Genomic DNA, 14,487 nt, shown 5'->3' with positions numbered 1-14,487 from the left:
CTTTGTCGTTTTTTATAAACCTTTTGTTTTTTTGGGTGTGGTTTTTCTCTGGCGGGGGGGGTGGTTTTTTTTTATTTGTGGTGTTTTTTTTGGGGGGGGGGGGGGGGGTTTGGGGGGGGCCCGCCAACGGCGGTCTTTCGCGGCGCTGATTCCATTGCAAGCCCCCGCCAACGCCCCCTCGTCCGCCTCCCCCGTTTACGTTGAACTTGGCACCGCCATCCTCTTCCAATGCAAGCGGGCCGCGTCGACGGTTCCGCATCAATCCATGGAACAGACAACGCCTGAAGGCGTAATTAAGGTGCCGTAATGGATCTGGACAAGCTCAGCAAACACGTCAAAGCCGGCGACATTACCGAGGTCAATCTGGTGTCGATCGAAGGTGGCTCGTATGCCATACATGCACTCATGGACGGCAAGTCCAATGCCATCGCCAGCCCCGACGGCAAAGTCCTGCACGTGGCCTCGGTCGACGAAGCGCGCAAATGCCTGTCGTCCCTTCAGGAAGTGAAGCTGTTCATCGTGCACCCGGTGGTCTACGACGAAATGGTCGGGCAGCCGCACGCCACACCCGAAGCGCCCCGCCAGCCCATTCCGTTCCGCTCGGGTAACTGATCTGAATGCGCGCGATGCGCGCCGGTTCTAGCTGGCCGCACGCGGTGCAGTAGGACCGGCTTCAGCCGGGAAGAGGCCAGTGAGACCACCCTCGATTTCGCGGCGCGACACATACCGCCTTCTCGACTAAAGCTGATCCAGCTGCCACGGCATCCACCCCTGAGGGAGCGAGCTTGCTCGCGAAGACGGCATTCCAGCTGCTGAAGATCTAGCAGGGTGCCCCCACCAAACCAGAGCCCATGCCCGCCACGTCGACAGGCGCATCCATGCAGCGTTAGAACACCAGCTTGTACCCGATCGCCAGCAGCATCAGCGCCAGGCACGGACGCAGGATGGCGTCGGGGATGCGGCCGGTCAGGTGGCTGCCGATGTAGATGCCCGGCAGCGAGCCCATCAGCAGGTAGCCCAACATCGACCAGTTCATGTTGCCCATGCTGGCGTGGCCGATGCCGGCGATCAGGGTCAGGGGGACGGCGTGGGCGATTTCGGTGCCGACCAGGCGGCGGGTTTCGAGGAAAGGATAAAGCAGGAACAGCGCCACGGTGCCGAGCGCGCCAGCGCCGATGGACGTCAGCGCAACCATGGTGCCGAGGATGACGCCGGTCAGCACCGTCAGCCCGTTGAGGGTTTTGGTGCTGAGGCGGTAGCGATCGCCGGCGTGGCGCTGGGCGAATGCCAGCAGGCGCTTCTTGAAAAAGATCGCCAGTGCCGTCAGCAACAGCACCACGCCCAGCGCCTGTTTGATCACCGAGTTCATCGCGTCCGGCGCGGTGTGCAGGCTGCTCAGAAACCACAGTGTCAGCCCGGCGGCCGGCACACTGCCCAAGGTCAGCCAGCCGGTAATGCCCCAGTCGATGTTGTCGTTCTTTTTGTGAACCAGCACGCCGCCGCTTTTGGTGATGGCGGCGTACAGCAGGTCGGTGCCCACTGCGGTGGCCGGGTTGATGCCAAACCACAGCAGGATCGGGGTCATCAGCGATCCACCGCCCACCCCCGTCATGCCAACGATGAAACCGACCACCAGCCCTGCGACGACGAAACCTGCGTTGCCAAAATCCATTGATCTGCCTGACTGCACATTCAAAAGCCGGCGGGCAGGATAGCGATTTTTGCTCTATGCACTGCTGTTTTTCTTATATGGCGCCTAGATCGAGACGTTCTATGGTTATAACCAAATGGGTCACGGGTCCCTCGCTGCCAATTGGATCAAGGCTCGCCCTCCCAGTAATCCAGTGTCGCGTCAGGGCGCTGCACAGCAGCGAACGCACGCGCGCCATTGATGGTGACCATCGCCTGATACTTGCCGGAGTCTGGGTATTCGCACACTTCCGGCGTCTCGCGGGTGCTGATGGATAAATACTTCAGCGGCGCGCCAGAGGTGTTGATGATCTGGTGGGGATACTCAGGCCCCGGCGGAATGAAGATGACATCGCCGCTGCGGATCGGGAGCATTTCACCCGCCACGCGCAAGGTGCCCTGCCCGTCCAGAATGACGAACATTTCTTCCTGCGCGTAATGAAAATGATAAGGGCACGAGCGCTTGCCGGGCGCGACGATGTCCATAGAAGCGCCCAGCTTCTGCGCGGCGGTGCCGGTGCCCAGGCGTGCGGCATGGCTTTCGTACAGCGGGTCGCGGCGCTCGTGCTGCAGCGGCACTTCATTAAAATTGCGAATCAGCCGTGCGGCCAGTTCGCCGGGGTCATTGCTCATGCTCACTCCATCAGAAAACGGCGGTGTCGATCACGCCTCGCAAAACAGCGACTTGACGCAAGCCGCAGGCTTCAACGTGTCGCAACGATGAACAGGCGCGGGAACGGCAGCAGCACCGTGCCGTCGTCCAGCGCCGGGTAGGCCTGGCTGATCGCCTGCAAATAGGTGTCGAGAAAATCCTGCTGCCCCGCTTCATCGAGCTTTTGCAGATAGGGCCTCAGCGCCGAGCCCTTGAACCACTCGACCACTGCCCCATGCCCACCGGCAAGCGGATGGTGATAGGTGGTGCGCCAAACATCGACCTCGGCGCAATGGGGCCTTAGCCGTTCGAAGTAATAGGCCGCAGGGTGTCGGTCGGGGTGCTTGACGTCGCCAATCCTGCTCGCCCACTCCGCACTCGCCGCGATGTCACGGGCCAGACGATGGGCGGGCTCCTCAAGGTTGTCCGGCGTCTGCACCGCCAGCACGCCGCCCGGGTTGAGCAGGCTGACCAGCCGCGGGTACAGCGTCGCGTGGTCAGGCACCCATTGCAGCGACGCGTTGGCGAGAATCACGTCGTAAGTCTGTGCCGGGTTCCAGCTGCCGATGTCGGCCAGTTCGAATGCAACATTCGGCAACCGCTGACGGGCGTCGCGCAGCATGTCGTCGGAGCTGTCCAGCCCCGTCACCGTGGCCTCCGGGTATCGCTCGGCCAGCACTTCGGTGGAATTGCCGGGACCGCAGCCGAGGTCGACGGCAGTGTGCGCCGAGGCCAGAGGAATGGCGGCGACGAGGTCGCGTACGGGTCGGGTGCGTTGCTGCTCGAACAGGGCGTACTGTTTGGCGGACCAGCTCATCGTGCCTTCCTTCTGGGTGGACAGAGTGGCGAGAGTAGAACGGGCGGGCCGCGAGTACAAATGGGGTGAGCGACAAGCCATAAGCTGCAAGCTGCAACTTGCAAGTGGTCGGCAGCAAGCAACGGGGGATCAGATCATGACTCGGCGGGTGAGATGACCGCCTGAGAACGGGTAGGACACGTACAGGCCTGACTCCACTTGGGCTCTCGACGTTTGGGCGTGGGCGCGAACTGTGTGCGCGGCTGCAAGCAGCGTTTGCGCATCCAGTCCTCCATTGTTGACTGCATCGACGATGGCACGCGAGATGTCGTCCAGCCCCGCTTCGGCTGACACCAGCAACAGGTGCGCACCGGCATTCAGGGCGGCGATGGCAGTGTCGGCAAGGCTGTTGCCGCGCAGGATGGAAACGGCATCGAGGTCATCGGACACGATCAGTCCTTCAAACCCCAACGCGTCACGCAGCAGACCGATCACTGCCGCCGAGGTGCTGGCCGACTGCTGCGGATCCAGCGCCGGGAACACCGCGGGGCCGGGCATGATTGCGCCAACGCCTGCTGCAATGACCTGCCTGAACACCTCCAGCCCGTCGCTGAGTGCGGCGGCGTTGTCGGGCACGGCAGCCCGCGCCACCGCCGGGTCGTGCTCGACCTGGTAATGACCCGGAAAGTGTTTGGCCGTGGCGACCACGCCGGCACGCTGCGCACCCCGGATGAACGCGCAGGCAATGCGCGCCACTTCGGCGGCATCGGGCCCGAGGTTGCGCTGGTGCAGCCAGGGGTTGACCCCGGTAACCACGTCCACAATCGGCGCGAGGAACAGATTGACGCCCATGACCCTGGCCGAGCTGGCCATTTCATAACAGCGCGACTCGATGTCGGCGGTGCTCATGTGGGTCAGTTCGGTCGAGCTCGGCATACCGGGCACCAGACCGTGCAAGCGCTGGATGCCGCCGAGCTCCTGATCCACGGCGATCAGCACCGGCGCGGCTGCACACAGTGCCGCCTCCCTGGCGATCGCGGAAAACTGCGCGTCGGTTTCTTCCCGGCGGCGCTCGAAACTCATGTTTCGGGCCAGGTACTCATCGCGCGTCTCACCCAGCAGGACCGACACGCCGCCAGCGTGTAGATGGCGGCGCACAGGTTCGTCCAGCACCAGGCCGGCAATTGCCGGCATCAGGACTGACCGCGCAGCCCTTTGCAGTTCGTCGTGTGACATGTGTTCTCCGTCAGTCAGGCAGTAACGAACGAGCGCTGGCTAAAATGAGTGCTCGTTTCCGATCACTCTATTAATCAAACGAGCAATATGCAAACCAATCGAGCAATTAGCAGCGATTGGCTGAGCCTATTCATTTATCCGGAGGACCCGTCCAGAGGCTCAGTAGCAGCAACGCAAGCCCGGCATTAACCCGCGGTGAAAAATTTCAAAGCGTGCGCTTTTCATTTGCACGGTTGCTGGTCAACATAGGCGCCCATCGACCCGATCGAATTGTTTTCGTTTTCTAATTCAGGATGAATTGATGCGCCGTTTATTACCGTATTCGTTACTGGGCTGCGCCATCGCCGCAATGCTGGCCGGTTGCAGCTCTACGCCGAACAACCCGTCATTCAATTTCGATACCGCCAAGACGCCGTCTGACTACGCCAAATGCATCTACCCCAAGTGGCAGCAGATCAAGCCCGGCACGACCATGACCGAGAGCAAGGGTCACTACAAACTGCTGATCTCCGGCAAGATCGCCTCCGATGAAATTCTCGAGGTCTACAAGGGCAACCCCAATACCCGGGTTTTCCTGTACCAGCGCGCCCCGCTGTCGTCGGCCTTTGGCCGCAATGCATTGGAAAAAGCGGTCCGCGAATGCTTGTGACGACGGTGTCATCACGCTGCGCCGTTTCGTCGCACGGCGGTGATCCCGGCGCCCGAAATCCGGGTGCTCAGCCTGAGTCGTCGCCATCGACCTCCAGCCCGGCCACGCAATCAGGCTGAACTTTCGCTTTTCCGTTTCCCTCTGAAAGTGACACCGCCCGCTGATAGCGGGCGCGGTTCAGCACTTTTATTTCAGAGGAAAGCGAACACATGAGCAATCAACTGAACGGCAAGAAGGTTTTGATCATCACGTCCAACACCGGTATCGAGCGCGACGAACTGCTCAAGCCGCTGGAAGCGCTGAAGGGTCAGGGTGCTGCGGTCACCCACGCTTCCATCGAAGGCGGCACTGCGCAACTGTTCTTGAACGACACCGACAAAGACGCCGTCGTGACCTCCGACACCAAGCTGGCCGGCCTGTCTGCCAATGATTTCGATGCACTGGTCATCCCCGGCGGCACGGTCAACGCCGATACCCTGCGCCAGGACAGCGATGCTCAGCGCCTTGTCAAAGCATTCGCCGACGCCGGCAAAACCGTCGCGTCGATTTGCCACGGCCCATGGCTGCTGATCGATGCCGGTGTGATCAAAGGCAAAACCCTGACCTCCTACCCGAGCGTGCGCACTGACGTGGTCAATGCCGGCGCGGCCAATTGGGTCGACGCCGAGGTCAAGGAGTGCCCGGCCAATGGCTGGACCCTGATCACCTCCCGCACGCCAGACGATCTGCCAGCGTTCAACGAGGCCATCGCCAAGGCGCTGCTGGCGGGCTGAAGCCTGATCCCACGCCATAGGGTCTCGCCCTAAGGCAAAACCATCGACGCCGCTATTCAGCGGCGTCGTTGCGTTTGGGATCTACCTCAACGCTGCCAGGCGAGTTGGTAGTCTTCACAAACGAAAATACTTGAAACCAAATTTCCCTCGCTTCGGTCGACATCGAAGGACGCCGCGATCAGCGCAGGTGCCGAGACGAGACACTTCGATGATTGGAATTATTGTCCCCGCGCACAACGAAGAAGACTTCCTGGACGACTGCATCAAGTCGTTGATCGCCGCTTCTGTCCATGAAGACCTCCACGTCGAGCCCGTGGAAATCCTGATCATGCTCGATGACTGCTCCGATGCCTCGGCTGGGGTGGCGGCCGCTCATGGCATCAGGACCCACGCATGCGCCTATCGCAACGTCGGCATGACCCGGGCAGAAGGCGCACGGCTGATGCTCGAACGCGGCGCGCGCTGGCTGGCGTTCACCGACGCCGACAGCGTCGTGCCCTATGCCTGGCTGGCGCATCAGGTCAGCCTGAATGTGGATGCGGTGTGCGGCATCGTCGAGGTCGACGACTGGTCCGGCCATCCCGAGCATGTGCGCCAACGCTACGACTCGCTGTACCGCCCGGTGGATGACCATCGGCACATTCATGGCGCGAACCTGGGCGTCAGCGCCGATGCCTATCAGCGGGCCGGCGGTTTCAAGGCGCTGGCGGCCCACGAAGATGTGCATCTGGTCGCCGATCTGCAGCGTATCGGCGCGTCCATCGCGTGGATTTCCGCGAACAGCGTCACCACCAGCGCACGAAAAGACTACCGGTGCAAGGAAGGCTTTGGGGATTATCTAAACTCACTCGCGGCGACGTCGCTGTCGAGCTGATGGTTGCCGGGCGCCCTCGCTAAAACCGCACAGCAGACCCTGCCTGTCGCCACCTTTGATCACTCAGTATCCAACGCCGGAATCCTTAATGCCGCCCATCGATCACCCTGCCCGCCCCGGCGACGACACCCTCGGCGGGGGCATGCCCAGCGCCAGTGTCGCCATGCCCAAGAGCGGCAACTGGTTCAAGCGGCTGGTCGCGTTCACTGGCCCCGGTTATATGGTCGCCGTGGGCTACATGGACCCGGGCAATTGGGCGACGGACATCGCCGGCGGTTCGAAATTTGGTTACCTGCTGCTGTCGGTTATTTTGCTGTCGAACCTGATGGCCATCGTGCTGCAAGCGCTGTCGGCGCGTTTGGGCATTGTCACCGGTTGGGACTTGGCGCGGGCCTGCCGCGAACGTTGCAGCCGGCCAGTGTGCATTGCCCTGTGGATTGCCTGCGAGATCGCGATCATCGCGTGTGATCTGGCCGAGGTGATCGGCACTGCCATTGCGCTGAACCTGTTGTTCGGCATTCCGCTGATCTGGGGCGCGGTGATTTCGGCGGTCGATGTGTTCCTTATTTTTCTGCTCATGGGCCGCGGGTTTCGGGCGCTCGAGGCGTTTGTCATCGCCCTGTTGCTGGTCATCTTTGGCTGCTTCGCGATTCAGATGGTGCTGGCCCAGCCCGATCTGGCGGAGCTGTTTGCCGGTTTCATCCCCAGAGCCGAGGTGGTCACCAATCCCGAGGCGCTGTACCTGGCGATCGGCATCATTGGCGCGACGGTAATGCCGCACAACTTGTACCTGCACTCCTCCATCGTGCAGACCCGCGCCTACCCGCGCACGGATGAAGGCCGGCGCATCGGCCTGCGCTGGGCAGTGACCGACAGCACCATCGCGCTGACCCTGGCCCTGTTCGTCAACGCGGCGATTCTGATTACGGCGGCAACGGTCTTTCACAAGGCCGGCAAGACCGACGTAGTGGAAATCGAACAGGCTTATCACTTGCTCTCGCCGATGCTGGGCGTGGGCATGGCGTCGATGCTGTTCGGCGTGGCGTTGCTGGCGTCGGGGATCAACTCCACGGTCACGGCGACCCTGGCCGGGCAGATCGTGATGGAAGGCTTTCTGCGTATGCGCCTGCCGGGCTGGATCCGCCGCCTGCTGACCCGTGGGCTGGCGATCATTCCGGTGATTGTGGTGACCAGTATTTATGGCGCCCAAGGCACCGCCAAGTTGCTGGTGCTGAGCCAGGTCATCCTGTCGATGCAACTGCCCTTCGCCATTGTCCCGCTGGTGCGCTTCGTGTCGGACCGCAAGCTGATGGGCGATTTCGTGACCGGGCCCATTCTGACGACCCTGGCCTGGGGCATCGCGCTGCTGATCATCGTGCTGAACGTGGTGTTGCTGTTGGGGGCGTTTGGGGATTGAAGCGTATCCCACAGGAGAACGCATTGAATGGAGTGGGACGGACTTTAGCCGGTCCTACCGGGATGCGCGGTGCCTTTGTGGGACTGGCTTTAGCCGGGAAGGCGCCGGTTTGAACACCATCAATTATGCGGCGTGGCGCCTGACGCTTTCCCGGCTGAAGACGGTCCCACTAGGGGTGCGCGGTGTGTTTGTAGACCGGCTTTAGCCGGGAAAGCGTCGGTTTGAACACCATCGATTCTGCGGCGTGGCACCTGACGCTTTCCCGGCTGAAGCCGGTCCCACTAGGGGTACGCGGTGTCTTTGTGGGACCGGCTTTAGCCGGGAAGACGTCGGTTTGAACACCATCAATTCTGCGGCGTGGCGCGTGGCGCTTTCCCGGCTGAAGCCGGTCCCACTGGAATACGCGGTGCCTATGTGGGACTGGCTTTAGCCGGGAATACGTTGGTTCGGACACCATCAATTATGCGGCGTGGCACCTGACGCTTTCCCGGCTGAAGCCGGTCCTACTATGGGTGCACGGTGTCTTTGTGGGACCGGCTTTAGCCGGGAAGACGTCGGTTTGAACACCATCAATTCTGCGGCGTGGCGCCTGGCGCTTTCCCGGCTGAAGCCGGTCCTACCGGGATGCGCGGTGCCTTTGTGGGACCGGCTTTAGCCGGGAAGACGTCGGTTCGGACACCATCAATTCTGCGGCGGGGCACCTGAGGCTTTCCCGGCTGAAGCCAGTCCTACCGGGGTGCGCGGTGTCTCTGTGGGACCGGCTTTAGCCGGGAAGACGTCAGTTTGAACGCCATCAATTATGCGGCGTGGCGCCTGAGGCATTCCCGGCTGAAGCCGGTCCTACCCCAATACGCGCTCCTGCTTAATGTGCCATTCCGTGGTCATGGGCCATGTCCATCGGTGCTGTCGCGGCGCGGGCCGGGGCGCTGACATTCACGACTTCGGTCTCGCCCTGTGCATTCTTCACCGTCAGGGTCAGTGGCACCTGGTCGCCCTCTTTGATCTGGCCGTTCAGGCCCATGAGCATCACGTGGTAACCCTCAGGGTCCAGCGCCACGGTCTTGCCTGCCGGCAGCGGCACGGCGTCGACCGGGCCCATGCGCATGACGTCGTTGGTCATGCTCATCTCGTGGATCTGCACGTCCTTCGCCACCGGCGAGCTGACGCTGAGCAGCGTGCTGTCGGTGTCGGCGGTGATGCGCATGAAGGCACCGGATGAAGGCTGCCCGGCCACCGTCGCACGCACCCACGGATCCTCGACCCGCGTCTGCGCAACCGCACTCAGGCTGACGCCGGCCAACAGGGAGACAAGCAACGTGCGCGAAACGAGCGAGCGCGAAACAGCATTCAACAAAGCATTCATCAGCAGACTTCCATGACAGTGAGCAAATCTTCCGCGCATTGCTTGGCGGAAAGCGAAGGCGATAGCCCCAGGCGCAGGTTACCCCGGGAGTCGAACACGAAGCTGGTGGCGGTGTGGGACATGGTGTAGGTGTTACCCGCCGGGACCTTTTCGTAGAACACGCCAAATTCTTTGGCGACGTGGGCGGTCTCTTCCAGCGTGCCGCGCAGGGCGACGAACGTCGGATCGAACTGTTTGACGTAGGCGTCGAGTATCTGCGGTGTGTCGCGCTCGGGGTCGACGGTGATGAAGATCACCTGCAGCGTCTTGCCGTCCTCGCCCATCATCTTTTTGATCTGCGCAGCGCGGGCCAGCGCCGTGGGGCACACCGCCGGGCACTGGGTGAAACCGAAGAACACCATCGGCATCAGGCCGCGATAACTCGACAGGGTTTTGACCTCACCGTCGGTGTCGGTCAGCTTGAAGGTGCGGCCCATGATCTTGTTGCTCAGATCTTTGCCGTATTTGAAATCCAGCGCAGTGGTCGAACCGTCACAGCCGGCCAGCAGGCCCAGCCCCAACAGGCCCATGCCGGTGACCACCTGACGGCGGGTCAGAAACTCATTCATCTGGCGAACTCTCGAAAGCAGCGGCTGGCGCCAACGCCAACCCTTTTTTCGTCCACCTCGCGGCACCGCAGGCGTTGATTGGCAGTCGCGCTGCAGCAGCGAGGGACGAAGCGAAAAAAACAGGTGCCCGACAGTGTCGCGCAAAACCGGCTTGAATAGGTTACGAGCGGATTTTACGCAGGCCATCCGACGACGCTGCACGCCTTGACGCCCATGGGTCGGGAAATGCGCACTGCGACAAAACCGCGCACCTGACTGCAAGGCGCCGATCACCGCCCTCTTGAGTGCTCCCTGCCAGAGGCAACAGAACCGGCTGGCAGAAGAAATGTTTGAACCCCGCCCCGCTGGCGCTGCCGAATTCCATCAGCAGGCCGCGCAAGCGGGCCAGGCAAAAGCCCGCGCACCTCGCGTCGGCGTCAACGGGTCGGAGACAGTCAGCCATGCGGGACGATGCACAAGGACTTGAATCACTGCTGGCGGATTTCGCCCACCGTGACAATCCCCACGCGCCGGACGCGCCCCTGCGGCACGCCATGCAGCGCTGCCTCGACAGCGGACTCGACCAACTGCCGTTGCCCGGCAGTGGTCGCACCCTCGAACGCTGGCGCCAATTGGCAACGGTGGCGGGCCTCGATCTGGCGCTGCTCAAACTCTACGAAGGCCACACCGACGCCCTCGCCATTCTTCATGAATTGAGAGCTGATGAACTTAATACCGCGCCTTTCGAAGCACCCGGCATCTGGGGCGTGTGGGCCGCCGAACCGCCCGACGCCAAGGTTGGCATCAGCCAGCGCCACGGCGACAAGGTTCGCCTCAACGGCCGCAAGGCCTGGTGCTCCGGCGCTCAACAGCTGGATTACGCCCTGCTCACCGCCTGGGCCAGCGATGAGGCACCGCAACTGGTGGCCGTCGATTTGAAGCAGCCGGGCGTTCGCTTCAGCAGCGAGACCTGGCAGGCCGTGGGCATGGCCGGGACCGCCAGCGGCGATGTGCACTTCGACGGCGCGGTCGGCATTTGCGTGGGCAACAACGGCGACTATCTGACCCGGCCAGGCTTCTGGCAAGGCGGCGCCGGGATCGCTGCCGCGTGGTACGGCGCGGCAGTGGCGCTGGCGAAAAGCTTGCGCGCGCACCGACACCACGGACGGCCAGAACCCCACGCCGACGCCCATCTGGGCAGCGTCGATGCAGCCCTGTGCGGGGCGGCGGCGGCCTTGCGCGAATGCGCCATATGGATCGACGCCCATCCTCAGGCCGACGCGAGCCTGAAGGTGCAGCGCCTGCGGGCGCAGGTCGAAATGGCGGTTGAACAGGTGTGCCGACATGTCGGTCGGGCGCTCGGCGCAACACCGTTCTGCCGCGATCCGCACTTCGCCCGGCTGGCCGCCGACCTGCAGGTGTTTATCCGACAAAGCCACGCCGAGCGTGACCTGGCGCATCTGGGCCAGCGAGTCGCCACGGGCGAAACCGAGGATTGGTCACTATGAACGAAGCACAGCCATTCGGCGTCAGCGGGACACCGTTGAGCGCCTGGCAGAACAGTGTGGCGTTGCGCGGCGTGCGCCCGATCACACTGGAAGAACTGGTTCCACCCGGTTCGCGCCTGATCGTGCTTGCGCCCCACCCCGACGACGAGGTGCTGACCTGCGGCGGACTGCTCGCGGCGATGGCCCGGCGGCAGAACGACGTGCAACTGGTTGCCGTCAGCGACGGCGAAGGCAGCCATCCGCAATCACCGCTGTGGCCTGTGCAGCGGCTGCGCACAGAACGTCGGCGGGAAAGCCAGCAGGCCGTCGCGCACCTGGGCCTGGACGTGTCGAGGTTGTCCTGGCAACGGCTCGGCATGGGCGATGGTCAGGTTGCGGAACATGCCGAGTCATTGATTGCGCTGCTCAGCGAAGACCTGCGTCCCTCGGATGTGTTGCTGACCACCTGGCGCCACGACGGCCACTGCGACCACGAAGCCGTCGGCCATTGCGCGGCTCAGGCGGTGGCCAACACCGGCGCGACGCTGGTGGAGATTCCGGTCTGGGCCTGGCATTGGGCGGAACCGAACGACCCGCGCATCCCTTGGGAACAGGCCCGCAAATTCTGGCTCAGCGATGAGCAACTGCGGCGCAAGCGCGAAGCCATCGGTGCTCACTTGAGTCAGCTGGAAAACGACCCGAGCACCGGCGCGCCCGCGGTGCTGAACCCGCAAACGCTGGAGCGTCTGCTGCAACCCTTCGAACTGGTGTTTCTGTGAGCATTACAGGTGAGTATTTCGACGAACTGTTCGCCAGCAGCGATGACCCCTGGGCCTTTCGCACGCGTTGGTACGAGCATCGCAAACGCGATCTGACCCTCGCCGCCCTGCCGCGCCAGCGATACGCGCGCATCTTCGAGCCGGGCTGCGCCAATGGCGAATTGAGCCTGCGCCTGGCCGAACGTTGCGACGCGCTGCTGTGCATGGACCTCAGCCCCCGGGCCGTCACCCTGGCCCGCGACCGCTTGAGCGGGCAGGCCCATGTTCAGGTACTGGAAGGTTGTCTGCCCCAGGACTGGCCGGCGGGGGAATTCGATCTGGTGGTGATCAGCGAATGGGCCTATTACCTGACGCCGGATGCCTTTGGCGAGATCATCGAGCGCATTCGCGAAAGCCTGACGCCGGATGGCGCGGTGCTGGCGTGCCACTGGCTGCACCCCATCGAAGGCTGCCCGATGGAGGGCCGCGAAGTGCATCAGGTCCTCGCGCGGCACTTGGCGATGGAACGCACGCTGCATCACGCCGAGCGGGATTTCTTGCTGGAAATGTGGAGCAAAGACTCGCGCGGAATCGACCTCGACGAAGCCGTTCGCTGATTCGGGCGTCAAACAAGCTGCGGACCGATGAAGGCCTGCGCGCCTGACTCGCCCAGCAGTCCGTTGACGAACAAGCGCGCCTGCCGGGTCAACTGGTCAATGTGCCGGTCGCGCTGCTTCTCCGCATCGGTCATGGCACGCTTGCCGTGCTGCTTCAACAGATAGCTGTGGATCTGCCGCACTTCCAGCGAGTTGTAGATCGGCGCGATGTCCAGCACCGCCAACAAGCCGTCGGTTTGCTGATCGCGGGTGTTCATCAGCACCTGCGGCCCGCGTGCCCCCAGCACCTGAAAGCCCAGCGCCTCGAACACCGGCACTTTCGCAACGAAGCACGCCAGCTCGGCGTGGGGATAGCGTTCGGTCATTTTCTTCAGCATGGCCCGCGCCACGCCCTGACGACGGCGCGCCGTCTGCACTGCCATGTATGCCACGGCGCATGCCTGCGGGTCCTGTTGAACCGGCAGATAGAGCAAGAAGCCGATGACGACCGAAGGGTCCTCGGCATCCAGCACCACGATCAATTCCACCGCAATCCCCCGCGATCCGTCCATCGCCTGCACGTACTGATGCACCTCATGGCCGACGCCATATTGATACAGCGGGTACAACGGATTGCTCGGTGCGATGGCGACCATGCTGAGCTCGGTGATGTAGTCGATCACCATTTGCATGATCTGGCTCTTGATCGATTCCGGTGGCGTGGCGTCGAGGCGCATGACGGTAAACGTGGGGCTGGGCATTGTGATCCTGAATCCGGGGTCGGGCGGTGGGTTCGAGCCGTGCATGATACCCGCGCACTGCCTCAATTATCGAACCCTGCCGCTAATGCGAAGCCCAGTGGGACAGTTTGCGCCGGACGTCAGCGGCACCTGCCAGACACTCGCTGGCGGAGTGACCCGGTGCGCTGCGTTCCAGCGTGGTGACCGGCCTGCCGGGAGGGGAATAAATGGTGATCTGCCTTGCCCCCACCGGCTGAAATTCGATGCGGGTGCCGTCTTCCAGATACAGCGCCTGATCGGCGTATTTTCCGTCCATGGCGTGGTAATAAGGCGGAGCGCTCAGGCAGGTGCGCAGGTCGCCGTCCTCGAAGATTTCTACGTAGAACGTGCCGCCGGCATGGGGGCCGGCCCAGAGTCCGGTCAGTTGCTTTGGGGGGGAAGATGCGTCCACTGAGGTGTAATCCACCAATGACAAGCCCGTCGCGGCCTTGCTCATGCACCCGGACACGCACGCTAAAACCGCCGCTGTCAGTAGCACCGTTGTGGGTCGCGTCCTGCTTAACCATTTGTGCATAGTGAACGTACACTTCCAGCGCGTTATTGACTGGCAGGCTTGAGGCAACCGATGGACGCCCACTCGTACGCCTGCTGTAAGTTGATTGGGCTGTAATAACTCTAGTACGCAGGCACAGGCCTCGCAACTTTGGCAAGGGAATACCGCCACCGCGGAACTGCGTTTCGCTTATAGAGTGCCCTGTTAATTCCCCTCGCAAAAGCCCTGGCAAGGCCCCTCATCAACGCCCGAGTTCGCCCCGCACCGCGCCGTTCGCCATCTGAATGCTTTTGCGCCGGGATCAGATTGCAAACACC

The 14,487-nt window shown here is 62.6% G+C and carries 17 protein-coding genes; 9 read left to right on the top strand and 8 right to left on the bottom strand.

Annotated elements, in window-relative coordinates:
• Positions 1-307, top strand: a 307-nt coding sequence (locus tag QWI20_RS26995) for a hypothetical protein (RefSeq protein ID WP_369308017.1), incomplete at its 5' end; no start/stop codon positions are given.
• On the top strand, positions 307-612 hold the full coding sequence (locus tag QWI20_RS26990) for a DUF6482 family protein (RefSeq protein ID WP_369308016.1): 306 nt from the start codon (positions 307-309) through the stop codon (positions 610-612). The genes QWI20_RS26995 and QWI20_RS26990, both read left to right, overlap by 1 nt.
• 274 nt (positions 613-886) lie before the next feature.
• Here the strand turns inward: QWI20_RS26990 and QWI20_RS26985 are convergent, their stop codons facing one another.
• From QWI20_RS26985 to QWI20_RS26970, 4 genes are all read right to left on the bottom strand, one after another.
• Positions 887-1,672, bottom strand: a complete 786-nt coding sequence (locus QWI20_RS26985) for a sulfite exporter TauE/SafE family protein (protein WP_369308015.1) — start codon at positions 1,670-1,672, stop codon at positions 887-889.
• A 146-nt stretch (positions 1,673-1,818) separates the two neighbouring features.
• Positions 1,819-2,322, bottom strand: coding sequence for a cupin domain-containing protein (locus tag QWI20_RS26980; RefSeq protein ID WP_369308014.1), 504 nt, complete (start codon positions 2,320-2,322; stop codon positions 1,819-1,821).
• A gap of 71 nt (positions 2,323-2,393) precedes the next feature.
• Positions 2,394-3,158 (bottom strand): trans-aconitate 2-methyltransferase, encoded by a 765-nt coding sequence (gene tam / locus QWI20_RS26975; protein WP_369308013.1) that lies wholly within the window; start codon positions 3,156-3,158, stop codon positions 2,394-2,396.
• A 129-nt stretch (positions 3,159-3,287) separates the two neighbouring features.
• On the bottom strand, positions 3,288-4,373 hold the full coding sequence (locus QWI20_RS26970; RefSeq protein ID WP_369308012.1) for a glycoside hydrolase family 3 N-terminal domain-containing protein: 1,086 nt from the start codon (positions 4,371-4,373) through the stop codon (positions 3,288-3,290).
• 301 nt (positions 4,374-4,674) lie between these two features.
• Between QWI20_RS26970 and QWI20_RS26965 the strand changes: the two genes are divergently transcribed.
• From QWI20_RS26965 to QWI20_RS26950, 4 genes are all read left to right on the top strand, one after another.
• Positions 4,675-5,022, top strand: a complete 348-nt coding sequence (locus QWI20_RS26965; RefSeq protein WP_369308011.1) for a hypothetical protein — start codon at positions 4,675-4,677, stop codon at positions 5,020-5,022.
• A 209-nt stretch (positions 5,023-5,231) separates the two neighbouring features.
• Positions 5,232-5,795 (top strand): type 1 glutamine amidotransferase domain-containing protein, encoded by a 564-nt coding sequence (locus tag QWI20_RS26960; protein ID WP_369308010.1) that lies wholly within the window; start codon positions 5,232-5,234, stop codon positions 5,793-5,795.
• A gap of 208 nt (positions 5,796-6,003) precedes the next feature.
• A complete protein-coding gene (locus QWI20_RS26955) occupies positions 6,004-6,669 on the top strand; it encodes a glycosyltransferase family 2 protein (protein WP_369308009.1) in 666 nt (221 codons plus the stop codon).
• Between the two features lie 142 nt (positions 6,670-6,811).
• Positions 6,812-8,086 carry an Nramp family divalent metal transporter gene (locus QWI20_RS26950; RefSeq protein WP_369308019.1) on the top strand — a complete coding sequence of 425 codons (1,275 nt, stop codon included), beginning with the start codon at positions 6,812-6,814 and terminating at the stop codon, positions 8,084-8,086.
• Between the two features lie 862 nt (positions 8,087-8,948).
• On the opposite strand, the gene QWI20_RS26945 is transcribed toward QWI20_RS26950, so the two are convergent.
• The gene (locus tag QWI20_RS26945) at positions 8,949-9,449 is read right to left on the bottom strand and encodes a copper chaperone PCu(A)C (protein ID WP_369308008.1); all 501 of its coding nucleotides are present in this window, start codon (positions 9,447-9,449) and stop codon (positions 8,949-8,951) included.
• A complete protein-coding gene (locus QWI20_RS26940; protein ID WP_192172142.1) occupies positions 9,449-10,057 on the bottom strand; it encodes an SCO family protein in 609 nt (202 codons plus the stop codon). The genes QWI20_RS26945 and QWI20_RS26940 overlap by 1 nt, the downstream gene beginning before the upstream one ends.
• A 440-nt stretch (positions 10,058-10,497) precedes the next feature.
• Between QWI20_RS26940 and QWI20_RS26935 the strand changes: the two genes are divergently transcribed.
• From QWI20_RS26935 to QWI20_RS26925, 3 genes are read left to right on the top strand one after another with little or no spacing between them, the layout of a single operon-like run.
• The gene (locus QWI20_RS26935; RefSeq protein ID WP_369308007.1) at positions 10,498-11,544 is read left to right on the top strand and encodes an acyl-CoA dehydrogenase family protein; all 1,047 of its coding nucleotides are present in this window, start codon (positions 10,498-10,500) and stop codon (positions 11,542-11,544) included.
• Entirely contained in the window at positions 11,541-12,302 is a 762-nt protein-coding gene (locus QWI20_RS26930; RefSeq protein ID WP_369308006.1) for a PIG-L deacetylase family protein, read from the top strand. Before QWI20_RS26935 ends, QWI20_RS26930 begins: the two co-directional genes overlap by 4 nt.
• On the top strand, positions 12,299-12,898 hold the full coding sequence (locus QWI20_RS26925; RefSeq protein WP_369308005.1) for a methyltransferase domain-containing protein: 600 nt from the start codon (positions 12,299-12,301) through the stop codon (positions 12,896-12,898). Before QWI20_RS26930 ends, QWI20_RS26925 begins: the two co-directional genes overlap by 4 nt.
• A gap of 8 nt (positions 12,899-12,906) precedes the next feature.
• Here QWI20_RS26925 and QWI20_RS26920 read toward each other — a convergent pair whose 3' ends face one another.
• Both QWI20_RS26920 and QWI20_RS26915 read right to left on the bottom strand, forming a co-directional pair.
• The gene (locus QWI20_RS26920) at positions 12,907-13,638 is read right to left on the bottom strand and encodes a GNAT family N-acetyltransferase (protein WP_369308004.1); all 732 of its coding nucleotides are present in this window, start codon (positions 13,636-13,638) and stop codon (positions 12,907-12,909) included.
• An 82-nt stretch (positions 13,639-13,720) separates the two neighbouring features.
• Positions 13,721-14,113 (bottom strand): hypothetical protein, encoded by a 393-nt coding sequence (locus QWI20_RS26915; RefSeq protein WP_369308003.1) that lies wholly within the window; start codon positions 14,111-14,113, stop codon positions 13,721-13,723.
• Positions 14,114-14,487 lie beyond the last annotated feature (374 nt).

Source organism: Pseudomonas sp. W2-17, assembly GCF_041060445.1.
Lineage (GTDB): Bacteria > Pseudomonadota > Gammaproteobacteria > Pseudomonadales > Pseudomonadaceae > Aquipseudomonas.
Note: the sequence above shows the minus strand (reverse complement) of the source record. Positions and strands in the feature narration are given on the sequence as shown.

Coding starts and splice junctions, on each gene's coding strand:
- QWI20_RS26990 (WP_369308016.1), top strand. CDS start 307: ATGGATCTGGACAAGCTCAGCAAACACGTCAAAGCCGGCGACATTACC.
- QWI20_RS26985 (WP_369308015.1), bottom strand. CDS start 1,672: ATGGATTTTGGCAACGCAGGTTTCGTCGTCGCAGGGCTGGTGGTCGGT.
- QWI20_RS26980 (WP_369308014.1), bottom strand. CDS start 2,322: ATGAGCAATGACCCCGGCGAACTGGCCGCACGGCTGATTCGCAATTTT.
- tam (WP_369308013.1), bottom strand. CDS start 3,158: ATGAGCTGGTCCGCCAAACAGTACGCCCTGTTCGAGCAGCAACGCACC.
- QWI20_RS26970 (WP_369308012.1), bottom strand. CDS start 4,373: ATGTCACACGACGAACTGCAAAGGGCTGCGCGGTCAGTCCTGATGCCG.
- QWI20_RS26965 (WP_369308011.1), top strand. CDS start 4,675: ATGCGCCGTTTATTACCGTATTCGTTACTGGGCTGCGCCATCGCCGCA.
- QWI20_RS26960 (WP_369308010.1), top strand. CDS start 5,232: ATGAGCAATCAACTGAACGGCAAGAAGGTTTTGATCATCACGTCCAAC.
- QWI20_RS26955 (WP_369308009.1), top strand. CDS start 6,004: ATGATTGGAATTATTGTCCCCGCGCACAACGAAGAAGACTTCCTGGAC.
- QWI20_RS26950 (WP_369308019.1), top strand. CDS start 6,812: ATGCCCAGCGCCAGTGTCGCCATGCCCAAGAGCGGCAACTGGTTCAAG.
- QWI20_RS26945 (WP_369308008.1), bottom strand. CDS start 9,449: ATGAATGCTTTGTTGAATGCTGTTTCGCGCTCGCTCGTTTCGCGCACG.
- QWI20_RS26940 (WP_192172142.1), bottom strand. CDS start 10,057: ATGAATGAGTTTCTGACCCGCCGTCAGGTGGTCACCGGCATGGGCCTG.
- QWI20_RS26935 (WP_369308007.1), top strand. CDS start 10,498: ATGCGGGACGATGCACAAGGACTTGAATCACTGCTGGCGGATTTCGCC.
- QWI20_RS26930 (WP_369308006.1), top strand. CDS start 11,541: ATGAACGAAGCACAGCCATTCGGCGTCAGCGGGACACCGTTGAGCGCC.
- QWI20_RS26920 (WP_369308004.1), bottom strand. CDS start 13,638: ATGCCCAGCCCCACGTTTACCGTCATGCGCCTCGACGCCACGCCACCG.
- QWI20_RS26915 (WP_369308003.1), bottom strand. CDS start 14,113: ATGAGCAAGGCCGCGACGGGCTTGTCATTGGTGGATTACACCTCAGTG.